This is a genomic window from Clostridium aromativorans (assembly GCF_020908015.1).
GTDB lineage: Bacteria > Bacillota > Clostridia > Clostridiales > Clostridiaceae > Clostridium_B > Clostridium_B aromativorans.
This window is the reverse complement of sequence record NZ_JAJJPB010000002.1, coordinates 215,829-242,486: the sequence shown is the minus strand read 5'-3', so window position 1 is coordinate 242,486 and position 26,658 is coordinate 215,829. Positions and strand designations below refer to the sequence as shown.

General features: G+C 36.7%; 26 protein-coding genes. 2 read left to right on the top strand and 24 right to left on the bottom strand.

The genetic code is table 11. The annotated features are described in order from the left end of the window. Window positions 1–51 precede the first annotated feature (51 nt). Window positions 52–2,382, bottom strand: coding sequence for an AAA family ATPase (locus LN736_RS03875; protein WP_150358409.1), 2,331 nt, complete (start codon window positions 2,380–2,382; stop codon window positions 52–54). 231 nt (window positions 2,383–2,613) lie between these two features. Here LN736_RS03875 and LN736_RS03870 point away from each other — a divergent pair, with 231 nt between their 5' ends. Next, window positions 2,614–3,042: a hypothetical protein gene (locus tag LN736_RS03870; RefSeq protein ID WP_150356385.1), complete on the top strand. Its 429-nt coding sequence runs from the start codon at window positions 2,614–2,616 to the stop codon at window positions 3,040–3,042. Window positions 3,043–3,093: 51 nt separating this feature from the next. Here the strand turns inward: LN736_RS03870 and LN736_RS03865 are convergent, their stop codons facing one another. From LN736_RS03865 to LN736_RS03850, 4 genes are all read right to left on the bottom strand, one after another. Then, window positions 3,094–3,444, bottom strand: a complete 351-nt coding sequence (locus tag LN736_RS03865) for a PqqD family peptide modification chaperone (protein ID WP_179977104.1) — start codon at window positions 3,442–3,444, stop codon at window positions 3,094–3,096. Next, a complete protein-coding gene (locus LN736_RS03860; RefSeq protein WP_150356384.1) occupies window positions 3,434–5,353 on the bottom strand; it encodes an OPT family oligopeptide transporter in 1,920 nt (639 codons plus the stop codon). Before LN736_RS03860 ends, LN736_RS03865 begins: the two co-directional genes overlap by 11 nt. 66 nt (window positions 5,354–5,419) lie before the next feature. Then, entirely contained in the window at window positions 5,420–6,883 is a 1,464-nt protein-coding gene (locus LN736_RS03855; RefSeq protein WP_229980899.1) for an aminoacyl-histidine dipeptidase, read from the bottom strand. Between the two features lie 272 nt (window positions 6,884–7,155). Further along, on the bottom strand, window positions 7,156–9,705 hold the full coding sequence (locus LN736_RS03850; RefSeq protein WP_179978261.1) for a calcium-translocating P-type ATPase, PMCA-type: 2,550 nt from the start codon (window positions 9,703–9,705) through the stop codon (window positions 7,156–7,158). 288 nt (window positions 9,706–9,993) lie between these two features. Here LN736_RS03850 and LN736_RS03845 point away from each other — a divergent pair, with 288 nt between their 5' ends. After that, window positions 9,994–11,310, top strand: a complete 1,317-nt coding sequence (locus LN736_RS03845) for a putative manganese-dependent inorganic diphosphatase (RefSeq protein ID WP_229980898.1) — start codon at window positions 9,994–9,996, stop codon at window positions 11,308–11,310. 91 nt (window positions 11,311–11,401) lie between these two features. Here the strand turns inward: LN736_RS03845 and LN736_RS03840 are convergent, their stop codons facing one another. The 19 genes from LN736_RS03840 to LN736_RS03750 all read right to left on the bottom strand — a co-directional run bounded on the left by LN736_RS03840 (window position 11,402) and on the right by LN736_RS03750 (window position 26,647). Continuing rightward, entirely contained in the window at window positions 11,402–11,797 is a 396-nt protein-coding gene (locus LN736_RS03840; protein ID WP_229980896.1) for a hypothetical protein, read from the bottom strand. 82 nt (window positions 11,798–11,879) lie between these two features. Further along, window positions 11,880–12,665, bottom strand: a complete 786-nt coding sequence (locus LN736_RS03835; RefSeq protein WP_229980894.1) for a flagellar basal-body rod protein FlgG — start codon at window positions 12,663–12,665, stop codon at window positions 11,880–11,882. Between the two features lie 33 nt (window positions 12,666–12,698). Further along, entirely contained in the window at window positions 12,699–13,466 is a 768-nt protein-coding gene (locus LN736_RS03830; protein ID WP_229980893.1) for a flagellar basal-body rod protein FlgG, read from the bottom strand. Further along, on the bottom strand, window positions 13,463–13,666 hold the full coding sequence (locus LN736_RS03825) for a hypothetical protein (protein ID WP_150356377.1): 204 nt from the start codon (window positions 13,664–13,666) through the stop codon (window positions 13,463–13,465). Before LN736_RS03825 ends, LN736_RS03830 begins: the two co-directional genes overlap by 4 nt. Further along, window positions 13,663–14,133 (bottom strand): DUF6115 domain-containing protein, encoded by a 471-nt coding sequence (locus LN736_RS03820; RefSeq protein WP_150356376.1) that lies wholly within the window; start codon window positions 14,131–14,133, stop codon window positions 13,663–13,665. The genes LN736_RS03825 and LN736_RS03820 overlap by 4 nt, the downstream gene beginning before the upstream one ends. 35 nt (window positions 14,134–14,168) lie before the next feature. Beyond that, on the bottom strand, window positions 14,169–14,900 hold the full coding sequence (locus LN736_RS03815; protein ID WP_150356375.1) for a FliA/WhiG family RNA polymerase sigma factor: 732 nt from the start codon (window positions 14,898–14,900) through the stop codon (window positions 14,169–14,171). A 3-nt stretch (window positions 14,901–14,903) separates the two neighbouring features. Next, a complete protein-coding gene (locus tag LN736_RS19095; protein WP_179977101.1) occupies window positions 14,904–15,575 on the bottom strand; it encodes a flagellar brake protein in 672 nt (223 codons plus the stop codon). A gap of 14 nt (window positions 15,576–15,589) precedes the next feature. Next, on the bottom strand, window positions 15,590–16,468 hold the full coding sequence (locus LN736_RS03805; RefSeq protein ID WP_229980890.1) for a MinD/ParA family protein: 879 nt from the start codon (window positions 16,466–16,468) through the stop codon (window positions 15,590–15,592). Further along, the gene (gene flhF / locus LN736_RS03800; protein ID WP_150356372.1) at window positions 16,462–17,616 is read right to left on the bottom strand and encodes a flagellar biosynthesis protein FlhF; all 1,155 of its coding nucleotides are present in this window, start codon (window positions 17,614–17,616) and stop codon (window positions 16,462–16,464) included. Before flhF ends, LN736_RS03805 begins: the two co-directional genes overlap by 7 nt. Next, window positions 17,616–19,682, bottom strand: coding sequence for a flagellar biosynthesis protein FlhA (flhA, locus tag LN736_RS03795; RefSeq protein ID WP_150356371.1), 2,067 nt, complete (start codon window positions 19,680–19,682; stop codon window positions 17,616–17,618). The genes flhF and flhA overlap by 1 nt, the downstream gene beginning before the upstream one ends. 4 nt (window positions 19,683–19,686) lie before the next feature. Further along, on the bottom strand, window positions 19,687–21,510 hold the full coding sequence (locus LN736_RS03790; protein ID WP_229980888.1) for a fused FliR family export protein/FlhB family type III secretion system protein: 1,824 nt from the start codon (window positions 21,508–21,510) through the stop codon (window positions 19,687–19,689). Between the two features lie 49 nt (window positions 21,511–21,559). Then, window positions 21,560–21,829, bottom strand: a complete 270-nt coding sequence (fliQ, locus tag LN736_RS03785) for a flagellar biosynthesis protein FliQ (RefSeq protein WP_150356369.1) — start codon at window positions 21,827–21,829, stop codon at window positions 21,560–21,562. Between the two features lie 11 nt (window positions 21,830–21,840). Beyond that, entirely contained in the window at window positions 21,841–22,617 is a 777-nt protein-coding gene (gene fliP / locus LN736_RS03780) for a flagellar type III secretion system pore protein FliP (protein WP_150356368.1), read from the bottom strand. Continuing rightward, entirely contained in the window at window positions 22,607–23,020 is a 414-nt protein-coding gene (gene fliO / locus LN736_RS03775; protein ID WP_179977098.1) for a flagellar biosynthetic protein FliO, read from the bottom strand. The genes fliP and fliO overlap by 11 nt, the downstream gene beginning before the upstream one ends. A gap of 54 nt (window positions 23,021–23,074) precedes the next feature. Further along, on the bottom strand, window positions 23,075–23,605 hold the full coding sequence (locus LN736_RS03770) for a flagellar basal body-associated FliL family protein (protein WP_229980886.1): 531 nt from the start codon (window positions 23,603–23,605) through the stop codon (window positions 23,075–23,077). A gap of 44 nt (window positions 23,606–23,649) precedes the next feature. After that, on the bottom strand, window positions 23,650–23,844 hold the full coding sequence (locus LN736_RS03765) for a flagellar FlbD family protein (RefSeq protein WP_150356365.1): 195 nt from the start codon (window positions 23,842–23,844) through the stop codon (window positions 23,650–23,652). A 329-nt stretch (window positions 23,845–24,173) separates the two neighbouring features. Then, window positions 24,174–25,211 carry a flagellar hook-basal body complex protein gene (locus LN736_RS03760; RefSeq protein ID WP_229980884.1) on the bottom strand — a complete coding sequence of 346 codons (1,038 nt, stop codon included), beginning with the start codon at window positions 25,209–25,211 and terminating at the stop codon, window positions 24,174–24,176. Between the two features lie 237 nt (window positions 25,212–25,448). Continuing rightward, a complete protein-coding gene (locus tag LN736_RS03755; protein WP_150356363.1) occupies window positions 25,449–25,853 on the bottom strand; it encodes a TIGR02530 family flagellar biosynthesis protein in 405 nt (134 codons plus the stop codon). A 20-nt stretch (window positions 25,854–25,873) separates the two neighbouring features. Further along, entirely contained in the window at window positions 25,874–26,647 is a 774-nt protein-coding gene (locus tag LN736_RS03750) for a flagellar hook assembly protein FlgD (RefSeq protein WP_229980882.1), read from the bottom strand. Window positions 26,648–26,658 lie beyond the last annotated feature (11 nt).

Genomic DNA, 26,658 nt, shown 5'->3' with positions numbered 1-26,658 from the left:
AGCTAAAATATTTGCAGTAGGTTTACTCTTGTAAACCTACTGCATTTTTCATCAGCTGTTTTTTCGTTTTTCTTTTCCAGACAGATATTTTTTCAATTCTCTCTTGGCTTCCAAAATCACATCATCATAATCTGTTTCCATAAGGATTTCCACTGCATCTTTTAAATTGTGCATATAATAAATATGAAAATTATCTTTCATTATTTCCTGTTCCACTTCATCCTTTAGTACCAGCCCCCTGGTATTTGCCCAGGGTATTAGGACTCCCTTTCCAATTGTATTATCCAGTATTTTGCATATTTTAAAAAATCCCTCTATTTTTTCATTTACACCCCCTATGGGCTGTACTTCTCCAAATTGATTTATAGAACCTGTTACCGCTATATTTTGTTTAATCCCAACTTTAGTAAGGGCAGAAATAATGCTTAAAACTTCTGCTACAGAAGCACTGTCGCCATCTATTTTACCATATGTCTGTTCAAAACTAAGATAAAAATCCACAGGGACTTTGCCATAGCCGCCTATTAATTTTTTTATGCATCCGTTTAAAATATTTACTGATTTATTGTGAATTTTGCCGCTTAAATCACTTTCTTTTTGAATATCCACAATGTTTCCACTGCCCTGCAGGCAAGTACAGGTTATCTTCACAGGTTTGCCCAGGCTGAAGTAACCTGTGCTTATTATAGAAAGTGCATTTACCTGACCCACTACCTTTTCCTTTACATCTATATATATCTGTCCTTCTCTATACATGTCATCTATCTGCTTTTCTACCAGTTCCTCCTCATAAACCACATCTAGAATATCACTTTTATCAATAACCTCTTTTCCCGCTTCAGAAACTCTATTGTCGGAAAGCATCAAAATTCTCTCCAGCTCATAGTCATCCATAAACAATTTATTTCTATCTTCAGCCTCTTTCGATAATACCTTGGCAAGTTCTCTTATTGCACTCTCATTAATGGGATGAAGTCCATTGTTCTTATATATTGAAAAAACTTTTTCCAGAAATATTGCCTTTGTATCCTTGTCTATCTTTAAAAGGGATCTGTGCTCTCCCTTTAATTTAAACATATTTTTAAAATCTTCATCATATTTATACAATAAATCGTAGGTTTTATAGTCCCCTATAAGTATTATCCTTTCACTAAACTTTATAGGTTCTGGTTTTAATCCACTTAAAGACAATAATTCCAAATACCCTCTATTGTAGTTTAAATCAACTCTACCGCTTATAATGGATTTTTTTAGATAATAATAGGCCCCCTTATTATTTAAAAGATCACTTACCCGAAGTATTAGACATCCTCCATTAGCTTTTAAAATCGATCCTGGAGTAATAAGACTGACATCTGTAATATAATTTCCATTCTTATTTTCATATTCTATACTTCCAAGTAAATTGCCAATACTCGGATCTTCTTCAAATATTATTGGAGGTCTATCCCTATCACTGTTATCCACCAATACATTTACTGAATATCTATAAATTATCCTCATTATATTTTCCTTGTCATCTTCATAATTTATAGAATAAATATCTTTTATTTCATTTTCTATATTGCTGCACACTTTATCTAAAAATTTTAAAGCCCCTCCGTTTTTATTAAACATTTCTGAATACTCTTTTTTAATTTTCTTTGTCATTTCTGCATAATATTCACCTATAAGGAGTTTGATTCTTTCAATCTGACCGAGTTCAATGACCTTCAATTTTTCCAGTATCTCTTCCGTATTACTTTTGAGTAAATCCACCTTATGCAGTATTTCTTCCTTGTCCTTTAATTTTAACATATCATATTCCTCTTCGTTCATTGGTTTCCCATTTTCCTTTAGGGGAATAAAGCTAAATCCACCTTCGGTAATTTTTAAGCTAAACCCTTCACTTTCGCACATCTCCACAACTTTATTTATCAAATTATTTCTCTTTATCTGAAGATCTCTCTTCAAAATTTCTTTTTGTTTATTTCCAGAATCATTATAGAATTCATAAGTGCACTTAAAATACAAATTTTGTATTCTATTTAGCATATATTTTAATTTTTTTCCCTTACCTGATGGTAAAAACAGCACTTTAGGCATCTTGCTATTTTTAATTACTATATAACATATATCTTCTATGCCCCTTCTATCTTTTATAACTTTACTTATAAAATTCATAATATTTTCAAGCCTATCTTTTGAAAAATTTTCTATAATATATATATTATATCCTTCTTTATCTATATTTAACGAAGCTTTAATTTTTTCATATATTTCCCCGTATTCGGATTCAATTTTAAGTCTATCATCTGAATCCCCTTTACTGTCAAAATTAAAATCCACATCATCCAATTTGAAATTATATACAATTTTCTCTTTAGACAGTTCTCTATTCATATTCTTCCTCCTTTTAAGTGCTTAATATAATAATATTCTTAAAGGTCATATTTAGGAACGAATTTTAAAAATAAGTATATATACCTTTTATGTAAACAATAATAAAAGTTAGAGGTTATATTTTAAAAAACAAATATACTATGGTATAATATAATCAAATTTTTTATGCAATATATATATAAAAATTTTTACTTAATATAAAAATAAAGTAATGAAGGAGTTTGTATATACATGAGTCTTAAAGATAAAATTGCGCACTATTACACAAAATCTTATTTAAAAAAATATGGTGACAGATTGACACAAGTACAGGGAACTGTGGTATCTGCCAAAATAACTAGAAAAACTATACTGTGGATATTCAATAAATTATCAGTAACTCTCCTTGTAAGACCTGAAAGGAGCAGAAACATAGTCAGGTGTTCCTATAGTAAAAATAGATGGTTTAAAAAACCTGATTTTATATCTGTAAACCAGGGAAATCTGGTCTTAATTCAAGGCCTCAAGAGTAGAAAAGTAAAGAAAAGCAAAGGAAAGGAAAAAGAGAAGAGAGAATTTATACAGCTCTTGAATATAAGAAATATGTCCACCAAAAAAGATCTCGTGCCTATAGAAGGTAAGATACCTAAAGTACAGAGAAGAGTTCAACGATTTAAATAGCTTAATGATGCAAATAAAGATGGCAGCTACAATGTAGTGCCATCTTTTTTATTACAGATTTGCTTTTTCTATATAATGACAATTGACCTCAATATGATTTAAAAACAACAATAACCTTTCATAGAGTGGATAAACTTTATCGCCGTACTTTACCTCCAGATTTTTCCCAATATCTTTTACAGTTCTAGTACCGTCTATCTGCAGAAATACATAACTTCCGTACTTATCCATAGTAATTTTTTTATATTCCGGAATTCTGAATTCAAGTTTCCTAAAAAACTTTTGAATCCTATGATCCTGTTTTTCAAATATGGTCACAATGCCCTCTTTATCAACTTCATATTTCAGGTTATCCGAAATTTTAAATATTATATTCAAAGCCTCTTTACCGTTATTCAACATCTTTCACTTTACTTCTCAGTATAGGTACCACGGAGGCTATTACAAGAACTATCAACATTATAAATGCCATTCCATTAGTAGAGGCAAACCCACTTGGGCCATTCCCTTTTATAACGCCTGATACCTGAAGTATTATACCGATAAGTCCTATTATAGATCCACCGGCAACAAGCCCGGAGGATAAGCTTACACCATTGGAAACCTTAGCCTCTTTTTCCTTCTCAGTTTTAGAACTTCTTTCTACAAATAAACGGACAATTGCACCTATCAGTATTATAGAAGTCGTGGATATAGGTAAATAAAATCCTATAGCAACAGTCATCACAGGAAGTTTTAACAGGAACAGCACGCCTCCCATAACAGCACCGACAATTATCATAACCCAGGGTAATTTACTTGACATTATACCTGCAGTCAATGTCGACATCAAATTAGCTTGAGGCAGTGCAAAGGGCACATTATCGCCAGTCATTGCAAGCTGACTTGAAAGTAATAGTATAACACCGGTAACTACTGCAACACCAACTATACTGGCTACGGCAAAATATTTCTGCATCTCATTTCTGTCACCGCCAACTATAAAAGTAACTTTTTGTGACTGACAGTAGCCTCCGGCTGCAGCTATAGCAGTAACTATAAATGTACCAAATAATAGCAGAGACCTGTTGTCTCCAATGCTTTTCCATCCCATTCCTACAAATAATAATGTCACAATAACCAGAGAAGCTATAGTCATACCAGATACAGGAAGATTAGAAGTTCCTATAGTACCAGTTAAACGGCCGGAAACTATAACAAACAGCATTGATAATAACAGTGATAAAATAGAAACAATTACTGCCATTGCTATGTTGCCACCGGATACCAGAAAACCACCTATAAATCCTATTAATACACCGCCAATCAATATAAGATTTTCAGCAGAGGAGCTTCCGGCACCCTTTGAAGACTTAGCATTGAGGGTTGCCTTTATAGAAGATCCTATGGTTGGTATAAGCCTTATTGCGCTTATCAAGCCGCCGGAGAGCATCATACCTGCCCCTATATATTTCACATAACTGCCTGCTATATCTTTGACCTGCATGGCATTTACTGTGACACTGGGATCATTCCATACAGATGGACCACCTTGTCCCAGAGAAGCAAAGTAACCTATTAAAGGCATAACAGCAAAATTAGATAATAGAGATCCGGCAAACATGGTCAAAGATACTTCCATGCCAACTATGAACCCTATACCTAATAACAACGGATTGACTTCAATTTCAAATTTCCACTTGTAGAATGATTCATTTACATAGCTTACAACATTGTTAGCCACATTTAGAAATGAACTGGTTAAAACAGTTAAAATACCTCCTATTCCAAATCCGATTCCCATGTACTTGATTGATTCCTTGGCACCTTCTGAAGCAACAAGTGTCTCAGATATGGCCATTGACTCAGGATACATCAGCTTGCCGTGTTCCTCAACTATCAGATAATTGTAAACAAGGGAAGCTATTCCTATACCAAACAGTGCTCCGCCCACACCGACAACAAAACCTTCCAGAAAAGAAACTTTTGAACCTATCAGAAGGACTGCCGGCAAAACAAATATCATACCACTGGCAATGGATTCTCCACCGCTTGACATACCCTGAAGCAGGTTCTTGCCGAGGATACCCTTTTGTTTGGCAAATACAGCTATAAATACAGAACCCAATATGGAACCAGGTATACCGGCGGCAACTGTAAGTCCTGCTTTCATACCTGAATAGGCAGTAGATGCTGCAAATAGTACAGCTAGAATAATACCGATTATTAATACAGCAGTATTTCCACCGGATTTAGAACCGCTGGAAACGTACGGAACATAATCTCTGCCAGCTATGCCGCCGTACGCACCTTTAGATAATTTTTTATTCATATAATTATGGACCTCCTTTTATAGTCACAATTGATAATTATATCACAATTACAGTGATATTAAAATTTATTTAAGAGATTTCAAAACTTGTACTAGATATTTCCATGTTCTCTGTGTAGAAGGTATACTCAAATGTTCATCTGCAGTATGAACTCCAAACATAGTTGGTCCAAAAGATATCATATCCAGCTGCCCATTAAATTTTTCTTCAAAAAGTGCACATTCAAGTCCTGCATGAATTGCAGTTACCAGAGGTTTTTTACCAAATAATCTTTCATATACGTCTATAAAAACTTCTCTTATCTTTGAGTCAGGATTGTATTTCCATTCAGGGTAAGCTGCTTCCACGGTTACTTTTCCATTGTTGAGATCAGCTGTGGCAATTATGGTATTAAGTATATTTTCCTTTATGCTCCCCACAGAACTTCTTATTGAACTTATGGCTTCAACACCATTCTCTTTGGTTTGAACTACTCCCAGGTTCAGCGAGCTCTCCACCAGTCCCTCTATATCCATGCTCATACTCTGAACTCCATTTGGAATCAAATACAGGAAATTTACTATATTTTCTGAAGTTTCTGCAGGCATAACTCTCTTTGGAATTTCTTCCGCAGCCTTTAAATTGACTTTTAAATCTGGATCAGCAGTTTTAAATTCAGCTTTAAATATTTTTTCCAAATTGGAAACTTCCTCTTTTAATAGGGATTCATCTCTCTTATTCACACATATGACAGCTTTGGCTTCACGGGCAATTGCATTGTGCTTTGAACCTCCCTCTATAGAACTCATATTAAAGTTTATTTTAGAACTAAGGCTTTTAAGCAGACGGGCCAACAGTTTGTTTGAATTAGCTCTTCCCTTGTGTATTTCCGAACCAGAATGGCCGCCTTTCAATCCTTCAATTTCAAGGACATAGGGAACAAAATTTTTATCTATATTTTTCCACGCTATTGGAATACTTGTCCTTGCGGAACATCCGCCGGCACAGCTTACAAGAAGTATCCCCTCTTCCTCTGAATCTATATTTATAAGTGTCTTGCCAGACACATTTTTAGGATCCAGTGCCAGCGCTCCATCCATTCCTGTTTCCTCAGAAGTAGTAACCACCAATTCAATTGGCGGATGGTCTATATTCTCCGAGGCTAGAACTGCCAGTCCCATGGCAACTGCTATGCCATCGTCTCCTCCAAGAGTTGTCCCTGCTGCGTATAACATATCATCTGCTACTTTCAATTTAATGGGATCTTTCATAAAATCATGTTCTATTCCCGATTTTTTCTCACAGACCATATCCATATGTCCCTGAATTATTACACCTGGGCTGTTTTCATATCCTCTAGAACCTGGTTTTTTTACAACCACATTCAACGCCTCATCCTGTATAACATACAGGTTATGTTTTTTTGCAAAGGAAACTAAATAATCACTGATTTCCCTTTCATTACCTGAACCTCTTGGAATATTGCTGATTTCCTCGAAATACCTAAATACTTCAACAGGTTCAACGTTTTCCAATATCCTATCTCCCATTTATGATCTCCTCCTAATACCAAAACATCTATTTCGATCTGGTATTTATAAAATAATGTTCACTCACATTATAATGCTTATCTACATTTCAGCATAAAAAAATTAAAAAATCAACTATTGTAATTTTTTGATTTTTTAATTTTTTACGTTTTTATTTAACTTTATAACCTACTCTGTATTACCTGTATAACAAATATGATAATTTACAGCAGCTTTTAATTACAATTTGGTAAATGTGAATAAAATTTTAATACAACTGAATCATGTCCGATTTAAGCATTATCTGATTTAAAATATAAATACAAGCTATTCATAAATGCAATTATGCCAGAGAAAAATAGAACTATAAACCATTGTGAAATCATAAGTGCCGAAGTATGAAAAACCATCTGCAAAAACGGTATATATACTGTGCACAAAAGCATGGCTATGGATGTGGCAACTGCAGCTAAGAGATATATATTGGTGAATAAACTTATCTGGAATATAGAATGTTTTTCAGATCTACATTCAAATACATGTATCAGCTGGGATATAATAAGAGTACAAAGTGCCATGGTTCTTGCTGTTTTAAGACCAAAACCCAAATACAGACCTATTACAAAGGCAAGCACCGTACACACTCCAATAAGTGCCCCCCTTACAATGATCTTTTCACTAAGACCCCTTGCAAATATGCTTTCATTTTTGGCCCTTGGCTTTCCACTCATTATATCTCCTTCCGGCGGATCTACTCCAAGAGCTATGGCAGGCAGTCCATCCGTGGCTAAATTCACCATGAGTATCTGTATGGGTAAAAGAGGTGTATCCAGGTAAAATATAGAAGTCAAAAGCATTGTTAAAACTTCTCCCAGATTACAGGACAGCAGATATCTTATGAATTTTCTTATATTGTCATAAATAACTCTTCCTTCTTCCACTGCCGATACTATAGTGGCAAAATTATCATCTAAAAGTATCATGGAGGATGCTTCCTTGGTTACATCCGTACCTGAAATTCCCATGCAAATTCCAATATCCGCTTCTTTTACTGCAGGAGCATCATTTACGCCGTCTCCTGTCATGGCCACAATATTATTTTTAGCTTTAAAAGCTTTAACTATTCTAAGTTTATGCCCTGGATTTACCCTGGCAAATATAGAAATGTGCTGTATTCTGTCAAAAAGTTCTCTATCACTTAATTTATCCAATTCTTCTCCCGTTATAACCTGAGATTGTGAGCTGCATATATCCAGCTCTTTTCCAATGGCAAAAGCTGTATTTTTATGATCCCCCGTTATCATAATAGGTCTTATACCTGCCAGCTTACATTTTAATACAGCATCTTTTGCCTCTTTCCTAGGCGGATCTATAATTCCAGCTACCCCTATAAAAATCAAATTACTCTCCAGTGATCTCCCGGCAATTATCCCGCTGTCCTTATAAGCACCTGCTATGCATCTTAAGGCATTTGAAGTCATATTTTCCACTGCTCTTAAAACTTTTCTTTTTTCATTGGATGTCAACAGTTTAACCTGTCCTCTATCCAATATATAGCTGCATTTATTAATGACCCTTTCAGGTGCACCTTTTACATAACATACTTTTTTAACTCCTTCTTTCATTATGACAGACATCATTTTTCTATCAGAATCAAAAGGTATGTCATAAACTCTTTCAGCTCTATCCAGGAATTTTTTTAAGGTTTTACCATCTGTAAAAAATGCTTTTATTAAAGCTGTTTCCGTAGGATCCCCCATAAGTGCCTCCGAAATATCATCTTTTTTTATGTCAAAATTGCAATCGTTGCAATATGTAAAAGCCTTTTTCATCGTCATATTCTCAGAAAAGGCCCCTCCATCGGTCTTGCGTATTTTCCCATTGAAATACAGAGCCTTTACAGTCATCTTATTTTCAGTAAGGGTACCTGTCTTATCACTGCATATTATGGAAGTACATCCCAGAGTTTCAACTGCAGGCAGTTTTCTCACAAGGGCATTCCTCTTTAACATCCTGGATACTCCAAGAGCCAGTGCAACAGTAACTATAGCTGCAAGTCCTTCTGGAATAGCTGCTACCGCCAAACTCACCCCTACCAGAAACATCTCATACTTGTCCTGCCCTCTCCAGACACCGGTTAAAGTCACTATAATACATATTGCTATACATATTACTACAAGCACTTTCCCGAGGGATGCCAATTTTTCTTTAAGAGGAGATCTGTCCTTTTCAATATCCTGAAGCATGCCCGCTATCTTCCCCATTTCAGTTTCCATTCCCGTCTGTACTACTCTGGCTTTACCCTTTCCCTTAATAACTACAGTTCCCATATATATAGAATTGTTCTTTCCTGAACTGCTTTTTTCCACACCTTCCGATTCTCCCGTCAAAAGGGATTCATCTACCATAAAATTGCTTTTAGACAGCAAAATGCAGTCTGCCGGCACCTTATCACCGGATTCTAAAAATATTACATCTCCTATTACAAGCTCTTGGGCGTTTATGATCTTAATTTTACCGTCTCTAAGAACCTTCGAGGTGGGAGAAGCCAGTTCTTTTAAAGTTTCTAAGGATCTCTCAGTTTTAAATTCCTGAACAAAACCCAGTATAGCATTCATAATTATGATAATAAGAATAGTTATCGCATCTGCTTTTTCCCCCATAAATCCGGATATTACAGTGGCAACTATAAGAATCCAAGTTATAAAATCATTGAATTGAGAAAAAAATATTTTTACGGGAGATATTCCCTTTTTCTTTTCAATGCTATTGGGTCCGTATTTTTTTAGTCTTCTCTCAGCTTCAATCTGGGTGAGCCCGCCTTCTATCTCTCTTTCATTAATCAACTTTACCCCTCCAAAGTAATTATTCTCTTTACGTTAATTAAATATATGCCCCCTTTGTGTGCTATTATGACAATTATCAATTGACAATTCACAATGCTCAATTCAATGAGGATTTTCGGTGAATATGAAAATCCGCCAAAATTTATATTTGAACTCTGGACTTTGATAATTGGATACAGGTGGATAATTATTCTGGATTTTGTTATAATATTTATATTAATCCATAATAATCACTTGATATACGCATGTTAATCTTGTACATATATATACTTAGGAGGAAAAATTATGAATGATGTTGTATACATTACAGGACATAAGAACCCGGATACAGATTCCATATGTTCTTCAATAGCTTATGCAGAATTCAAAAACAAGATGGGAGTAAATGCAGTTCCCATAAGACTAGGGGACTTAAGCAATGAAACCAAATTTGTATTGGATTATTTTGGCGTTAAGCCTCAGAAACTGGTGGAAAATGTAAAGCCTCAGGTTTCTGATCTGGACATTGACAGTGTAAATCCTATATCTCCAAAAACTTCTCTCAAAACAGCCTGGGCAATGATAAGTAAAAACAGTGTAAAAACTCTGCCCGTAGTAGATGATTCTGGCAGATTAATAGGTATTGCATCCAAATCCGATATAGCTTCCTATTATATGGATACATTGGATGCCAATGCAGCTGCCAAACTCATACCTCAAAACACTCCCGTAGACCGTGTGATGAAAAAAGACGATATAGTATCTTTTAAAATCCATGATCTCATAGATGACGTAAAAGGTGTGATGCTCAAAACAAGATACAGAAATTATCCCGTGGTTGATTCCGAAAACAAGGTCATAGGAAATATTTCCAGAGATAATCTCAAATCACAGAAAAAGAAAAAAATAATACTTGTGGATCACAATGAAAGGGCCCAATCCGTATACGGCCTGGAAGATGCAGAGATATTGGAGGTACTGGATCACCATAAAATAGGCGATATACAGACTGGTTTCCCTATATATTTTAGAAACGAACCGATAGGCTGTACTGCAACCATAGTGGCTTCAAGATTTTTTGAAAATGGAATAAAGCCTTCTCAGAAAACCGCAGGGCTATTATGTGCCGCCATAATTTCAGATACTCTTTTATTCAGATCACCTACTTCCACAGATATTGATAAATCAACACTGAAGAAACTGTCTGCTATAGCAGATATAGAGCCTGAAGCTTTTTCCACACAGATGTTTAAAGCGGGTTCTTCCCTGGAGGGAAAAACTCCAGAAGAAATATTAAACCAGGACTTTAAAGTTTTCAATATCTCCAAAACAAAACTGGGAGTCGGTCAAGTTTCTACTATGGATACGGAAGGATTTAAAACTGTAAAAGATGATGTAGTAAAATCTATGGAATTCAAATGTAAGGATGAAAATTTTGATCTGATAATACTTATGGTTACAAACATATTAAAGAGTGGTTCCGAATTAATCGTAGTGGGAGAACAGAAAGATGTGATTTCCAGGGCCTTTGGAGTAAATCTAAAGGCCGGAAGTGTATATGTACCCGGTATTCTCTCAAGAAAAAAACAGGTAATTCCACCGCTTACTGCAGCACTGTCATAAAAAACAAAGGGAGCAATTCAGCTCCCTTTGTTTTTTAAAGATTAAAGCTCAAAATTTGATATTTTACATTTGAACTTTGATCTTTGAATTGTCAGTCTTCAATTTCTGACATGTCCACGGTTCTTATTTTAGTTCCAGATTCACCGTGATCTATAAATTTTTCACTTTTATCATCTTCACTGTTTTTATCTTCTGCATTTAAATCAACAGATTCATCTTGATCCATATCATACATACCATCATCAGGTCTGTAGTATCCTGTCATCTTATCTGATCTGCCATAGTCTGGCGAATATGTTGGCGGCTGCATGTAACCCCTTTGGTTTATACATCTCATGCATGGATTTGAATAACTATTCAAGAACATTGGACACATTCTATACATATTAGGTGGATACATATACTGCACTGGATAGTCGACATCCCAATCATACATATCATCTTCTCCGATATATTCATTGGAATCCATAATTGGACATCTATACATACTTTAACTCCCCCTGAAAATATTACATCCATACATTATATGCAGTTACATTCCATATGTTTACATAAAAGTTTAGAAGCAGTTATCTTTTCATGCTATTTATAAGTCCCCACATCTCATCTGCAGTTGTAAGTCCCTTGGAGGCAAGTTCAAAAGACCTCTGGGCAAGTATCATATCTGTCATTTCCTGCCCTAAATCCACATTTGACTGCTCCAGATAACCCTGTAGTATATCGGCATTATTGTTTAAATTCATCTGGACACCATTTCGTGGTACATATAAATTATCCCCTACGGATCTCATGGAGTCCTGCCCAATAGTATTGTATATGTTAATTTTACCGTACAATACACTGTTGTTATTTATCTTCATATATATCTGACCCTTTTGATTCACAGTAAAATTATCCTCTTTAAATACTGTACCTGAATTAAAAAGAGCTGAACCCTCAGCTGTCAGATTTACCTCAAGCCTGTTTCCATCTGGATCAACTAAATTTCCAGCTGCATCTATGCTAAAATTGCCAGCCCTTTCGTAGGCTGATGTGCCATTTGGCAAAGCCACTCTAAAAAATCCCTCTCCGTCTATGGCCATGTCCGTCTTAAGTCCGGTTTCCACCATACTTCCCTGGGAGGTATCCCTAATCCACTCCGTAGTTTTAACTCCTGTTCCGTTAATTGTATTTACTCCTCCTGCATTAGTAGGATACCCAACCCTGTGCAAAGTCTCGTACACCAGATCCTGAAAATCTACATTTTCCTTTTTATATCCAACCGTATTCACATTGGCTATATTATTTGATATACTGTCAAGTTTTTCCTGCTGTGCGTTCATGGCACTTCTACTATTCCATATAGCTCTAAGCATAACAAAACCATCCTTTTCAATTATTCTTTGAATTTATACTTTTCCCACTTCATTTACAAGCTTGTCTAAGGTTTCATCAATAGACTGTACCGCCTTTTGATCTGTCTCGAAGCTTCTCATGGTTGTGAGCAGATCCGACATTGCATTTACTACATTTACATTGGATTTCTCCAGCGAGTTCTGCCTTACCACCGCATTGTATTCCACAGGATTTGTGCCTGTATACAAATTATCTCCCACTTTAGTAAGTGTATTGTAATCATTAAAATCTACAGTGTAAATCTTATACCTGGGAGTTCCATTTATACTTATATTGCCATAGGGATCTGAAGTCATCTTTCCACCACCTACATCTATAGCTCCGATATCGCCCGTAGCAGCATCTCTTGCCATAACTTCATTGCCTGAATCATCCACAAGTATTCCATTTATGTTTACATGAAAATGTCCATCTCTTGTATAAAATTCATTCCCATCAGGCCTCCTGACCGTAAAAAAACCCCTTCCGTCTATGGCAAAGTCCGTAGATATACCAGTAGACTGTATAGTTCCCTGGGTAAATCCAGTATTAACCGAATCTATTCCACTTCCCAGACTTATACCTCCTATGACATTTCTCACATTTCTGCCTGCCACTACCTTGTCATAATTCTGCAAGAGCACATCATTAAATGGTTTCACCTCCAGCGTATCTCCCTTAAATCCCACAGTATTCACATTGGCCAAATTATTTGTTATAACGTCCTGTTTTGCCTCCTGAGTTATCATTCCAGACACCGCCGTATAAAAACTTCTTATCATTTATTTTCACCTCCGCTGTTAATTACCTTCATTTCATCAGGATACTGCATTCCCATGGATCTGGCCTTATCTTCAATCTGACTTTTACTCATTTGATATTGTATTTTAACTCCACTCATAATAAAAGTAGCTAGTAAAATTCCTATTCCCACACCTATCAGCAGTTTTCTATCACTGAGAAAATCAAAAACTTCCTTCATTTTATGTACAATTCTTTTATTAATAGAACCTCCCCCTTGCCAATACCTGTTTTCTTGGATATTTCATCTATCGACATGTCTTTATGAAGTAAATTTCTCACCTCATCGATCTTAACATTGTTTACACCTTTTGTTTCGTGCTTTTTGGGCTCAGCTTTAACCTCAGTCGCTTGATGGTGCTTTTTAGGACTGGAGTCACCAATCACTTTGTTACCCGCTCTATCGTATAATATCATCTTATCCATATTATTTTTATTTTCCTCTTTCAGGCTCTTGATTTCTTTTTGGAGTTCAAATACTGTTTCTGCAAATTCTTTTCTTATTTTTCCAATTTCTATCTTATAATCCTCCATATCATTCTGCCTCATATCCAGCTGTCCCCTAAAAGATTTTTTTTCCCTTAACACCGCATTTAAATTCAAAGCTATCAGAATTATTCCAACTGCAATCAATATAATCGAAGTCATAAAAATTTCCTTTCTATCAAAATCAAAGTCTGCAATTAATTATACATATATTTTAATTTTACCATAGCCCTTCTCAAATGCATGATAGCCCTGCCGTGAAGCTGACATACCCGTGATTCCGATACATTTAAAATATGACCTATCTCCTTTAATGTAAGCCCCTCATAATAATACAAGGTGAGAACTAAATTGTCTTTCTCATTTAAAAGTTCTAAAGCTTTGGCTAAATATTCTAATTTTTCTTTTTCCTCCAGACTTCTTTCAGGGCTTGGACTTTTAGGATCCTCTACAGTTCCCATAAGCGGAATATCATCTTCCTCTGAAAATATCAAATCCTCCAGAGACACTATGGATATATAATTTATATAATTTTCAATTTCCATCATTTCCTTAAGAGATATATTGAGTCTATCGGCTATTTCAATACTCTTAGGTTCTCTCCCAAGTTCCTTTTGAAGAGATTCCACCGCCCCATTGTACCTATTAAGCTTGTCCATGGATCCTTTGGAAATGGGACTGTTTCTTCTCAATTCATCTATCATGGAGCCCTTTATTCTTATAGAGGCATAGGTAGAGAATTTCATGCCCCTATCCTTATCAAATTTGTTTATCGCATCCATCAGCCCCAGCATCCCGTAACTCACTAAATCCTCATACTCTATATACTTGTTTTTCCCTATTATAACTCTAGAGGCAATGTATTTTACCAGAGGAAGATATTTTTTTACTAACTCTTCTTTTACATTTAACTCATTCGCCAAAGCCATATTTTAATCCTCCTTTGCTCCTTTTTTTATATGTTCCCGCATTATCTGAAACAATAATCTTATGATCCTCTCCCTGCTCATTTTATCCAGGTCTGTAAAAGCCAGCCCAAGTATTAATTTTGAATTATCCTTATTTCGGTCAATCCTGACTATTTTCCCCTTTACAGTTAAACTGTCGTTTTCCATGGGAATGGTTACCATAATAATATCGTCAATTTGCAATTTATATTCCAATTTGTCATTTACAACTACTTTCATTCCTCCGCCGCTCATATCTACAGAATAAGCATTAAACACCCTTACCTGATCATCTAGATTATGTAGATCCTTTCTCACAGGTACCATGGCGCAGAGTACATCAAAAATTATTGGAACCCTGACAAAATTTCTTCTCTGTACAACCTCTACTTCAGTAGGCTTTTTTATCATTATTATAAGTATTTTTTCTATTTTTCGTCCTACAACTACTGTATGAAAGCTATATATGTTTTTCCCCGAATAATATACTGCAGCTATCTTGTCACCCTTTTTTAAAGCTATATATCTATGGTTGTTTACGGGTATATTTATGCCTATACAATCGTCCGAAAGGTCCTGAATATTGCTCTTATAGACTTCGCCGCCTATCTCTATTTCAATCCTGCTGTTCACTGTAAATTCAATATTGCATTTCACTTTATCCCTTCTTTCTACGAAAAAATATCAAAAATTCTCTTAAATAAGTCCTGGATACCCTTTCCCCCGTCATCTGTTTTAACTCCAATCAGCCTATTTGCTATAAAATTCACCTCTCTGGAAATCTTCGAATTAGGATAGCTTATCAAAAATGGAGTTTGCTGCCTAACTGCCTGTATAAGCCTTTTATCCTCTGACATGCTTCCAAGATATTCAGTATAAATATTTAGAAACTTGTTCACTACACTGTTAAATTTATTAAAGGTTTTTTTGCCCTCTTCAATGTTCATGACCTTATTTATAACGATTTTTACTGAACTCTTCAATTTAAAATGATCTACAGCTTTAACCAGGCTATATGCATCCGTAAGAGATGTAGGTTCCGGTGTAGTAATCACAATAACCTCTTCGCAGCAAGCGATAAACCCAAGCACATCTCTGTTTATACCTGCTCCTGTATCCAGTATTATATAATCCAAATCACCTAATAAAGACAACTTCTCTATAAAATTCTCTCTCTGTGATTTTGTTATCTCCTCAATCTTTGATATTCCCGTTCCTCCGGGAAGCAATTTCACTCCAAAGGGCCCTGTTACAATAATTTCATCTATTTTCTTATTTCCAAAGATCACATCATACACACTGTATCTCGGTAAAAATCCCATAAGCACATGATCATTTCCCATGCCCATATCTGCATCCAGTATAAGAACTTTTTTTTTCATCTTCTGCAGTGCTATGGCTGTATTAACCACAAAATTACTTTTACCCACTCCTCCTTTACCGGAGGTAACTGTTATTATTGTAGGTTTTGCAGCACACTGGGAAAAATCTTTTTTTACCTCTTTGCCTTTTGAAGCCAGTCTCCTCAATTTTTCAGCCTGGTCTAGCATATGATATCCTCTCCCAATACCAACTTCGTCAATTCTTCAGAACTCATAGATTTTATATCCTCAGGTACATTCTGGCCTGTAGTTACAAAACTTATAGGCTTTTTAGCAGACTGCAGAATATTTAATATTGAGCCATAAGTACAAGTTTCATCCAATTTTGTGATTATTACATAATTATATTTCAATTGTCTATAGCCGCTCACTATGGCATCTATGTCCCTGTTTTTAGTAGTACAGCTTATCACTAAATGTATATTATCTGTTTTGACTTTATCTATAAATGCCCTCAGCTCCGATATCTGCATTTTATTTTTGCTGTTTCTTCCCGTAGTATCTATTAAAATAGCATCGCAGTCTCCCATGTCTTCGATGGCTTTCTCCATATCCTTCATGGTAAGTACTACTTTGAAGGGTATATTCATTATATCCGCATAAGTTCTAAGCTGTTCCACAGCCCCTATTCTGTACGTATCTATTGTTATAAGTCCAATTTTCTTCTTTTCAATAAGGGCCATTCTGCCTGCAAGTTTAGCAATAGTGGTGGTCTTTCCAACACCAGTAGGTCCTATTAACACCACTGCACGGGAAAGCTTTCCACTATCCACTTTTATCATATTCTGTACTACTTCTTTTAATTTTTCCTCATCTTTTCTATCATCTTCCATAATATTTATGCTGCTCAATATCTTCTTTATTACATTTTCATTTAAATCACTGTTTTCAAGTTTTACCTGAAGTTCACTTTTGCCGATATTTCCATAAGGGTTATTCATCATTTTATCCAGCATGCCCTTCATCTGATGCACTTCTTTTACCAGTGCATCATTATTTTTTTCTACTATACTGTCTTCATAGACACCTCCTGTCATGCTGGAGTTCTGTTTCAAACTGCTATTTTCAGATTCTTCATTTCTTATTCCATTATTCAATATTCTCTTTATGGTTTTAATACCGTAATTCATATTATCTTCTTTTTTTCTATTGTCCACAGCAGCAGTTACTTCTAGAATTTTTTTGGAGAAAAATCCCAATATGCCTTTTTTCCTTATCTTTCTCTGACTTATTATAACAGCCTCGCTGCCCAGCTCATATTTAATCCTGGTAATAGCTTCATTCATGCTGTTGGCCTTATATTTTTTAACAATCATTATATTGAAACCACCCCTTCAGTCTTTATCTCCACATCATTTGGTATTTCATTCAATGACAGTACGTTCACTGCTGGAAATACCATCTCAATTAATCTTCTAAAAGGTGCCCTTATTTTAGGCGAAACCAAAACTACAGGTTGATTTTCATAAAAATAAACTGAATCCAGCATTTTTCTGAGGGATTTCAATATCCTGCTTGTAGTATCCGGATCCACCGCAGGAAAAGATCCCTGCATGGACTTTTGAATATTGCTTCCTATCAATTTCTCCAGATCCTGGGACAATGTAATTACAGAAATTGCCCCCTTATCATCTATAAGTGAATTACATATGCTTCTTCCCAGTGCAAAGCGTACATATTCCGTTAAAAGCTCTATGTCCTTTGTATTTCTGGAATTATCCGCAAGGGATTCCAGAATGGTAACCATATCCTTTATAGATACTCTCTCTCTCAAAAGGTTCTGCAGCACTTTTTGAACTTCTCCTATGGTCAGTAGATCCGGTATGAGTTCTTCAACTACAGTAGGATATTTTTCCTTAACGGAATCCAGTATGAGTTTAACTTCCTGCCTTCCCATGAGTTCATAAGAATGATTCTTGATGGTTTCCGTAAGGTGCGTCACCAGTACCGTAGTAGGATCCACTACAGTCAGTCCTTTTATTTCAGCCTCTTCCCTCTGATCCTTGTTTATCCAGATAGCTGGAAGTCCAAAGGAAGGTTCAGTAGTACTTATGCCCTGGATATCACTGTTTGAATTAGTGGGATCCATGCACAACAGCATATTTGGCATGAGCTCACCTTTAGCTACTACAGTACCCCTTATCTTTATCACATAATCATTTGTCTTAAGCTGCAGATTATCCCTGATTCTAATTGGCTGTACTACTATTCCCATTTCAATTGCACACTGCCTTCTAACTGAAGTTATTCTCTGGAGAAGATCACCTCCCGAGCTTTCGTCAGCCAGTGGTATCAGCCCGTAACCTATCTCTATCTCCATAGGTTCCACGGATATTAGATTCATAACATTTTCCGGTTCCTTATTTTCTATTTCAGTCATTTCCTGACTCTGCATTGCCTCCTGTTGTACGAGCTGCTGCTTTTCATCTTTGTGCAGCAGGTAGGCTGCTATAATACAAGCTGCTGCAAGTATTAAAAATGCCATATGTGGAAGACCGGGTATCATGGAAAGGAAAAGCAGTACGGCACCGGCTATGGCTATTACTTTGGGAAAACTAAGCAGCTGCTTTACAGCCATGGTTCCAAAATCCTCATCACTTCCAGAACGGGTTACAAGTATACCTGAAGCTGTAGAAATGAGAAGTGCCGGAATCTGAGACACGAGTCCATCTCCTATGGTCAGCTTAGTATAAGTCTGGGCAGCCTGGGAGGCATCCATGCCCTTCACAACTATACCTGTGATTATACCAGCTATTATATTTATAACTACAATTACCAGAGCAGCTATGGCATCTCCTTTTACAAATTTAGAAGCTCCATCCATGGCTCCATAGAAGTCCGCCTCCCTTTGAAGTTTTGCTCTCTTGTCTCTGGCTCCCTTTTCGTCTATCAAACCTGAATTCAAATCCGCATCAATACTCATCTGTTTTCCAGGCATTGCATCCAGCGTGAATCTGGCAGATACCTCTGCCACTCTGTTGGCACCATTGGTTATTACAATAAACTGTATGATGATTATTATCAAAAATATTATTACTCCAACTATATAACTTCCGCCAACTACAAACTCTCCGAAAGAATTTATAACTTCCCCTGCATAGGCATCCCTGAGTATCAGCCTTACAGAAGAAATATTCAGTGCCAGTCTGAAAAGTGTAGTTATCAAAAGCAATGTGGGAAATACTGAAAATTGAAGTACTTCCGTAGTAAACATAGTCAAAAGTATTATAACTATGGACAGCGTTATATTAAATGCAATGAATATATCCAGTAATTTTGCCGGAAGTGGAATTATGATCATAAAGACTACCATTACGATCAAAAGTGCCATGAGTATATCCACATTGTCTTTCAGTTTAAACCTGTTTCTGCTTCTTTCCAAAATATCACCTCATCTTGTAAACCAGTGCCAATATCTCCGCTACTGCCTGGTACATTTCTACAGGAATTTCCCTGTCAATATCCACTTCATCATATAGGAGCCTTGCAAGAGGACGGTTTTCGATCACAGGCACATCATTTTCCACAGCCATCTTTTTTATTCTAAAAGCCACTGCATCCAGTCCTTTTGCCACTACCACCGGAGCACTGTTTTTGCCGTCTTCATATTTGAGGGCCACTGCTACATGGGTAGGATTCGTAACTACAACTGTTGCCTTTGGAACTTCCTGCATCATTCTTCTCATGCCTATTTCTCTCTGTTTTTGTTTTATCTTGCTCTTAATCTGGGGATCTCCTTCATCCTGCTTGTACTCCTCTTTTACCTCCTGTTTTGACATCTTAAGATCCTTGTTGTACTGAAAATTTTGAAATATGTAATCTATAATAGCTATGGCAAGCATTATTATAGTTATCCTAAAAAATATGTTCACAGTAAGTTTTGACAGTGCCTTGATCACGCTCTCAAAATTCAAACTGCTCAGTGTCATTATATACATGTAATTGTCTTTTATAAATTTATATCCTATAATTCCAACTATTACAATTACCAGGGTATCCTTAAAAAGTTCCATTACAGCTCTCATGGAGAACATTCTCTTAAACCCATTTATGGGATTCAATTTCGAGAAATCAGGTTTCAGCGTCTGGGCCGTCACAAGCCCCCTGGTCTGCAGTAAATTTGCCAAAACTCCCATGAGTAATATTGGCAGAGCTATGGGTAAAAATATAAGTGCCAGTCTCCATACAGTTATAAAAGCTATTTTCTGGACACTTCCATAATTTAAGGAAGTCAACAGATAATTATTTAAAAATGCCACCATGGTATCTTTCATCTGGGAACCTATATATCCTCCAAAGACAAGTATAGCTATCGTGGAAGCTAAAAGAGTCAGTGCTAGAGCCACTTCCTTACTTTTAGCAACCTGTCCCTTTTTTCTTGCATCACTTTTCTTTCTGGGAGTGGCTTCCTCCGTCTTGTCATCGGAGGCAAATATTATAAGCAGCGGCAGAGTATGATAAAATCCCCTTATGGAATCCGGTATGGCATAAAAAGTCTTTTCCATAATATTCAAAAATATAGGGAGTGCAAAGCAAAAGGAAGCCATGCCGACTAATATCTGTATTGGGAGCCCCAGTATCATTATGTTAAGCTGCGGTACAGTCCTTGCTATGAGAGCCATAGTCAAATTAACCACCAGCATTATGATGAGTATGGGAACTGCTATTTTCACTGCTATGGAAAAATATGTTATGAAAGCTTTTATTACAATATTGATGGATCCCTGTGTCAATAAAAAACTTCCAAGTTTTATGGTGCTGAAACCTTCCAGCAGGGATTTTATAAGCATATGATGGCCATCCACTGCCAGAAAAACCACCATACCGAGCCAGTACATAAGACGTTCCAGAAGAGTGGAGGTACTTTCGGAATTGGGATCAAACATACTCATCATGGAAAGTCCCACCTGTAAATCCATGTAACTGCCGGCAATTCTAAATGCCGTAAAACACAAGCTCACCATAAAACCCAGGGTGAGGCCTGCCGCGGCTTCATTTATACAATTGTATATAAACGGAATAGTACTGTTTATGTTATTCACAGTAGAATAATCTATACCCGGTAAAAGTATGTATGCCATAACCAGTGTCAATCCCACTTTAACCGTATTGGGAGTACCATTGGGAAAAAATATGGGAACCATCATGAAGAAACAGAACATTCTAATACTAACAAGTACTAAAGCCGTAAAATACAGTGTATTTATCAAACTAATCCACTCCGTAACTATAAACTATACACTCTTAACTATTAACTGATCACTGGGTTATATGTGCTATGTATGTAAAAATTCTTTCAGTAAAACTAACCATCTGGTGGAGCATCCAAACTCCGGTAAAAAGTCCCACTATGGCAATGGCAATAAGTTTAGGCACAAAGGTAAGTGTCTGTTCCTGTATCTGTGTAGTAGCCTGAAATATACTTATTATAAGTCCCACCAGTACTGAAACTATTAAAATTGGAGCTGAAATCAAAAGTCCCGTCTGTATTGCATCTTTTATGATACCCACTACCATATTTTCACTCATTCAAATTCACCTCACGAAAAACTTATAATCAAAGATTTCACCAGCAGATACCAGCCATCTACCATGACAAACAAAAGCAGTTTAAAAGGCAGTGATATCATAACAGGAGGAAGCATGAACATCCCCATTGACATGAGCACACTTGATACCACCAGATCTATTATCATAAACGGTATGTACAGCAGAAAACCTATTTGGAAAGCGGTTTTCAGCTCACTTATCATATAAGCTGGAATCACCACATAAAGAGGTGCATTGTCTTTCGTAACCTTATAATTGAGCTTGGCATTGTCCACAAAAAGCTTCAGATCCTTTTGTCTTGTCTGCCTCAGCATGAATTCCCTCAGTGGTTTTGCCCCCGTTTCTATAGCCTGTTCCTGGGTTATTTTATTGTTTAAGTAAGGCTGTATGGCTGTAGAATTTATTTTTCCATAAACGGGAAGCATTATAAATACCGTCATAAAAAGCGCAAGTCCTATCAATACCTGATTTGGAGGAGACTGCTGTGTTCCCATGGCACTTCTCAAGAATCCAAATACAACTATTATTCTCACAAAGCTTGTCATCATCATTACAAATGAAGGAAGCAGTGTCAAAATGGTAAGCACTATAAGCAGTTTTATACTGCCCACATACTGCTGGGGCGTGGAAGCATTGTCTACAGAAACATTCACATTTGGTATTGGGAAATCAGTAGGGGCTGCATGTGCTCTAAAACCTGCCAGAACAATAAAAACAAATATTAAAAATGAAATAACTATAATGCTTTTGCTGTGCTTAACGCTCATCTCTATCTTCCTTTTTCACTTTAAGTTTTTTAGCTGAAATACTGCGGCCGACTTTGTTCACCAAATCCTGCAGGCCGGTTTTCCTATATAAATCCCCTAAATTTTTATATTCGTAGACATTTTTCATACTTTCAACTTTTGACAATTCTTTCTCCGGCAGCTCACAGATTATTTCAACTTTTCCATTTGAAGACGAAATCACATATCCTTTTTCACCGATTTTTATTACAAACAAGCTATTTTCTTTGGAAAGCTGAGTTCTCTCAAGTATATTTATATATCTGCTGCCCTGAATACTCTTGAATTTTTGTCCTCCGTACCTGGCAAAAATATATATGAGGAAAACTATAAAGAGCAGTGACAAAATCACTTTAAACAGCATCCACCAAAATTGTAAGTCCATTTAAATTTCAACCTTTCCAATGGGATTTATACAAAACTGCCAAATCATATACTTTTACTGGGTGAGTATATCGTCAAAATATACATTATTCAATCTTCCATTTTCCAGCATGGGGTTTATTTTCTGGATAATCTGCATTTTTATATTGTCCATATACTTGGGGTTTATATCGGACACCTTTTTGGTCCTCAGAATATCTATGACAGCATCCCTTATCATAGGCTTCTTGTCTGTAAGCTCTTCATTTAACTTTTTATCGTCATATCCGAGATATGCACTTATTTTCAAGTAGTTTTTCCCGCCTTCATCTGCCAGATTTACTGTAAAATCACCTAAGTCAAAAGTATATTTGGCTACAACCTGCTGCAGATAACTTGAACTGCTGCTGTTTCCCTGGCTGGATGTCTGCTGGGTTTGAACCGATGAGCTGTTGTTCTGTGCAACTACATTTGGACTTTTGCTGCTGCCCTTTAAAAACTTGTTGTATCCAAAATAAGCTCCTGCACCTATAGCAGCCAAAAACAAAAGAGTTATCAAAACTATCTTGAAGTTTATTCCACTCTTTTTTTCCACTCCATTTTCCATCACACTCTCTCCTTTCAAAATATTATGTATAAGCTATTGAAACACTATTTAAAATCTCCCCTGTATATTTTTCTCTTGTACTCTATAACCTTTCTTATTATCTCATCATTGGATTCCTTCACCACATATTTGTTCCCGTTTGTAAGAGTTATCACACTCTGGGGAGTTTCCGTCAATTTTTCTATATGATCTGCATTTATAACAAATTCCCTGTCATTTAATCCCGTAAGTTTTATCATAGAAACCTCCTTATTCAATTCACAGTTCACATTTCAATGCACAATTGATGAGGATTTTCGGCTACACCGAAAATCAACAATATTTGATATCTGAACTTTGATATTTGCCCTGCCTCGTGCTGGTTCTGTTAGAATTTTACCATCATCGGGCACAAGATACAATAATGAATTTGCCAGAATAACCCGGGATGATTTCTATAATTTGTTATGGCTGCAGAAATATGTAATACCTTTTTTACAATGCACAATTGGCAATGTACAGTTTACAATTAAGGAAGATTTTCGGCAGATGCCGAAAATCAACCATATTTGATATTTAAATCAATCTGTTATCTCTTCAGGTTGACCAGATCCTGGAGTATCTCGTCGTCTGTGGTTATTATCTTGCCGTTTGCCTGAAAGGCCCTGGTGGCTATTATCATGTCCGTGAACTGCTGTGCCAGATCCACATTGGACATCTCCAGGGCACCCTGAATCATGTTTCCATAACTGCCGCTATTGTCGTTATCTGCTCCTTTTCCGCTTCTCACTATAGGCTGTCCCGAGTTGGCAGAGGTGGTGTAGAGATTTCCACCCTCCTTTACAAGCCCTCCCTCATTCTGGAAGGATACCATGGCTATCTGACCCAGTGCCGCCGTAGTTCCATCTGCCAGCTGTGCGGTTATATAGCCGTCCTTTCCCACGGAAAAAGATTTTACTTTTGAATCTCCTACGGTATCAGGAATTGATAATGGCACCAATTTTCCATCCTCTACTGTTACATCAGCATTGGCATTTACAAACTTTATTTTATTTTGTTCATCTGATTCATTTGTATATGTTATGATTGGTTGTGTAACTGCATTACCATCTGCATCAGATCCTGTAAACACATATCCCATAACCCTGTGACCATCCACAGTGAGAAGATTTCCCTGGGTATCCAGGAAAAAGGCACCATCTCTTGTGTAATCAGTACTCATATCTGTACTGCCACCTGTACCACCTAAGGCATTTGTAGTATCATCAATTGATATTCCTGTATCATCAGAATTATCTCCCAAAGCACCAGTTCCCACTACAAAATATCCCGGTCCGTCTATCATAAAATCCAGAATTCTGTTGGTGGTTCCTACGCTTCCTGTTGTAAAATCCGTGCTTATGCCTGCCACTTTCACTCCAAGGCCGCTCTGCTTTCCGTTGACACCGCCTATGCTGTTGCTGGGGGCACTTGGGTCCGAAAGTGTCTGGCTTATGGTATCCTGAAAGTTCATACTCTGGGATTTGAATCCCGTGGTAGTGGAGTTTGCTATGTTGTTTGCAACTACGTTCAATTTCTGCTGGTTGGCCCTGAGGCCGCTTATTCCCGAGTACAATGATGGTAACATATATTTCCCTCCAATTTTTTTAAATTCACAATTAATGAGGATTTTCGGCTGCTGCCGAAAATCAATTATATTTGATATTTTTTGTCCTGTTTCTTTCATTCCGCAGGACCTGGCTTCCACCTTGTGGTCCGGCCAGCTTTTTTTTAATTAACAATTAACAATTAACAATTAACAATTGACAATTGACAATTAATGAGGATTTTCGGTTTCACCGAAAATCAATTATATTTGAAATAATTACACTATCACCATGCTGTCTATGTTGGTAAATACGCTGTCATTGTCCGCATTCTTGTTCAGTGCTGTAATCACAGTCCTGTTTTTTATGGAAGTGATGAGCACCGTATCCTTGTAGAGAAGCGCGGATTCCCTGCACCCTCTGTCATCCGCCCTGTTTATGGCGGAGTTTATGTTTTTCATGTCCTTTTCACTTAACACTATGTTCCTGCTTTTAAGCCTCTCTGCAGCATGATTTGATATAGTAAAACTATTGGCCTTGTCTATCTCAGTCTTCAAGGTATCCTTGAAGGATATTTCCCTCTGGCGGCTGTTCTCCACATTATTCGTACTGTCTTGAATGCCGTATGCTGCAGCTATATCCTGTGTAAAATGCAGCTTGCCATTTACGACTCTATATCCCATGGTTTCATCACACCTGCACTTTATGAATTCTCTACCCTGGAAACCTGATCAAAATAAAAGTCCTTGGTTTCATTGTCCCCAATTTGCACCTTTATAACTATTCCGCCGGTTCCCCTGGATACGGACTGGACTACACCGCTGTAGTCATTTCCATCTTCATCTTTTTCATCTATATCAACTTTTTTGCCTATAAGTGAGGTTGCATTTAAAAGCATCATATTATTCGTAGTTGGATCAAAAGCATCTCCCAGATCATCGATTCTAATCACATCGTCTATGTCAAAATCCTTGTATATGCCATTGCCGTCCGCATCCTGGCCTATAAGTGTGTTCAGTGTTATGTCATCGCCATTTTTTAGGACTCCCACCACCTGGCCGTTATAATTGCTTCCATTGGAATCCAGATCGCTGAAGGTGACATATTTATTCACAAGTGAATTGGCTGAATTCAATTTATTGCTGCTGTTTAAATTGGTCATCTGCTCCAGAGATGAAAACTGTGCCAGCTGGCTGACATACTCCGTTCCGCTCTGGGAATCGCTGCTTGTAGGATCCTGATTTGAAAGTTCCGCTGCCAGTATTTTAAGGAACATGTTCTTATCTATGTCACCATTGGCCTTTACTATTTTAGTTCCCCTTTCAGTTCTGGTAGGATCACTGTAAAAATCACCGATGGTAGTGTCATCGTCACTGGATGAATCAGTTGTTTCATTTGTATTTACAGCATTCTGATCTGCAGCTGCAGCAGCCATATTATAATTTCGATTCAAGCTATTATCAACCGATATAGCCATAATAATTACCT

Excerpts from the sequence above, each read along its gene's own strand:
- LN736_RS03875 (WP_150358409.1), bottom strand. The coding sequence starts at position 2,382 with ATGAATAGAGAACTGTCTAAAGAGAAAATTGTATATAATTTCAAATTG.
- LN736_RS03870 (WP_150356385.1), top strand. The coding sequence starts at position 2,614 with ATGAGTCTTAAAGATAAAATTGCGCACTATTACACAAAATCTTATTTA.
- LN736_RS03865 (WP_179977104.1), bottom strand. The coding sequence starts at position 3,444 with ATGTTGAATAACGGTAAAGAGGCTTTGAATATAATATTTAAAATTTCG.
- LN736_RS03860 (WP_150356384.1), bottom strand. The coding sequence starts at position 5,353 with ATGAATAAAAAATTATCTAAAGGTGCGTACGGCGGCATAGCTGGCAGA.
- LN736_RS03855 (WP_229980899.1), bottom strand. The coding sequence starts at position 6,883 with ATGGGAGATAGGATATTGGAAAACGTTGAACCTGTTGAAGTATTTAGG.
- LN736_RS03845 (WP_229980898.1), top strand. The coding sequence starts at position 9,994 with ATGAATGATGTTGTATACATTACAGGACATAAGAACCCGGATACAGAT.
- LN736_RS03840 (WP_229980896.1), bottom strand. The coding sequence starts at position 11,797 with ATGTATAGATGTCCAATTATGGATTCCAATGAATATATCGGAGAAGAT.
- LN736_RS03835 (WP_229980894.1), bottom strand. The coding sequence starts at position 12,665 with ATGCTTAGAGCTATATGGAATAGTAGAAGTGCCATGAACGCACAGCAG.
- LN736_RS03830 (WP_229980893.1), bottom strand. The coding sequence starts at position 13,466 with ATGATAAGAAGTTTTTATACGGCGGTGTCTGGAATGATAACTCAGGAG.
- LN736_RS03825 (WP_150356377.1), bottom strand. The coding sequence starts at position 13,666 with ATGAAGGAAGTTTTTGATTTTCTCAGTGATAGAAAACTGCTGATAGGT.
- LN736_RS03820 (WP_150356376.1), bottom strand. The coding sequence starts at position 14,133 with ATGACTTCGATTATATTGATTGCAGTTGGAATAATTCTGATAGCTTTG.
- LN736_RS03815 (WP_150356375.1), bottom strand. The coding sequence starts at position 14,900 with ATGGCTTTGGCGAATGAGTTAAATGTAAAAGAAGAGTTAGTAAAAAAA.
- LN736_RS03805 (WP_229980890.1), bottom strand. The coding sequence starts at position 16,468 with ATGCTAGACCAGGCTGAAAAATTGAGGAGACTGGCTTCAAAAGGCAAA.
- flhF (WP_150356372.1), bottom strand. The coding sequence starts at position 17,616 with ATGATTGTTAAAAAATATAAGGCCAACAGCATGAATGAAGCTATTACC.
- fliQ (WP_150356369.1), bottom strand. The coding sequence starts at position 21,829 with ATGAGTGAAAATATGGTAGTGGGTATCATAAAAGATGCAATACAGACG.
- fliP (WP_150356368.1), bottom strand. The coding sequence starts at position 22,617 with ATGAGCGTTAAGCACAGCAAAAGCATTATAGTTATTTCATTTTTAATA.
- fliO (WP_179977098.1), bottom strand. The coding sequence starts at position 23,020 with ATGGACTTACAATTTTGGTGGATGCTGTTTAAAGTGATTTTGTCACTG.
- LN736_RS03770 (WP_229980886.1), bottom strand. The coding sequence starts at position 23,605 with ATGGAAAATGGAGTGGAAAAAAAGAGTGGAATAAACTTCAAGATAGTT.
- LN736_RS03765 (WP_150356365.1), bottom strand. The coding sequence starts at position 23,844 with ATGATAAAACTTACGGGATTAAATGACAGGGAATTTGTTATAAATGCA.
- LN736_RS03760 (WP_229980884.1), bottom strand. The coding sequence starts at position 25,211 with ATGTTACCATCATTGTACTCGGGAATAAGCGGCCTCAGGGCCAACCAG.
- LN736_RS03755 (WP_150356363.1), bottom strand. The coding sequence starts at position 25,853 with ATGGGATATAGAGTCGTAAATGGCAAGCTGCATTTTACACAGGATATA.
- LN736_RS03750 (WP_229980882.1), bottom strand. The coding sequence starts at position 26,647 with ATGGCTATATCGGTTGATAATAGCTTGAATCGAAATTATAATATGGCT.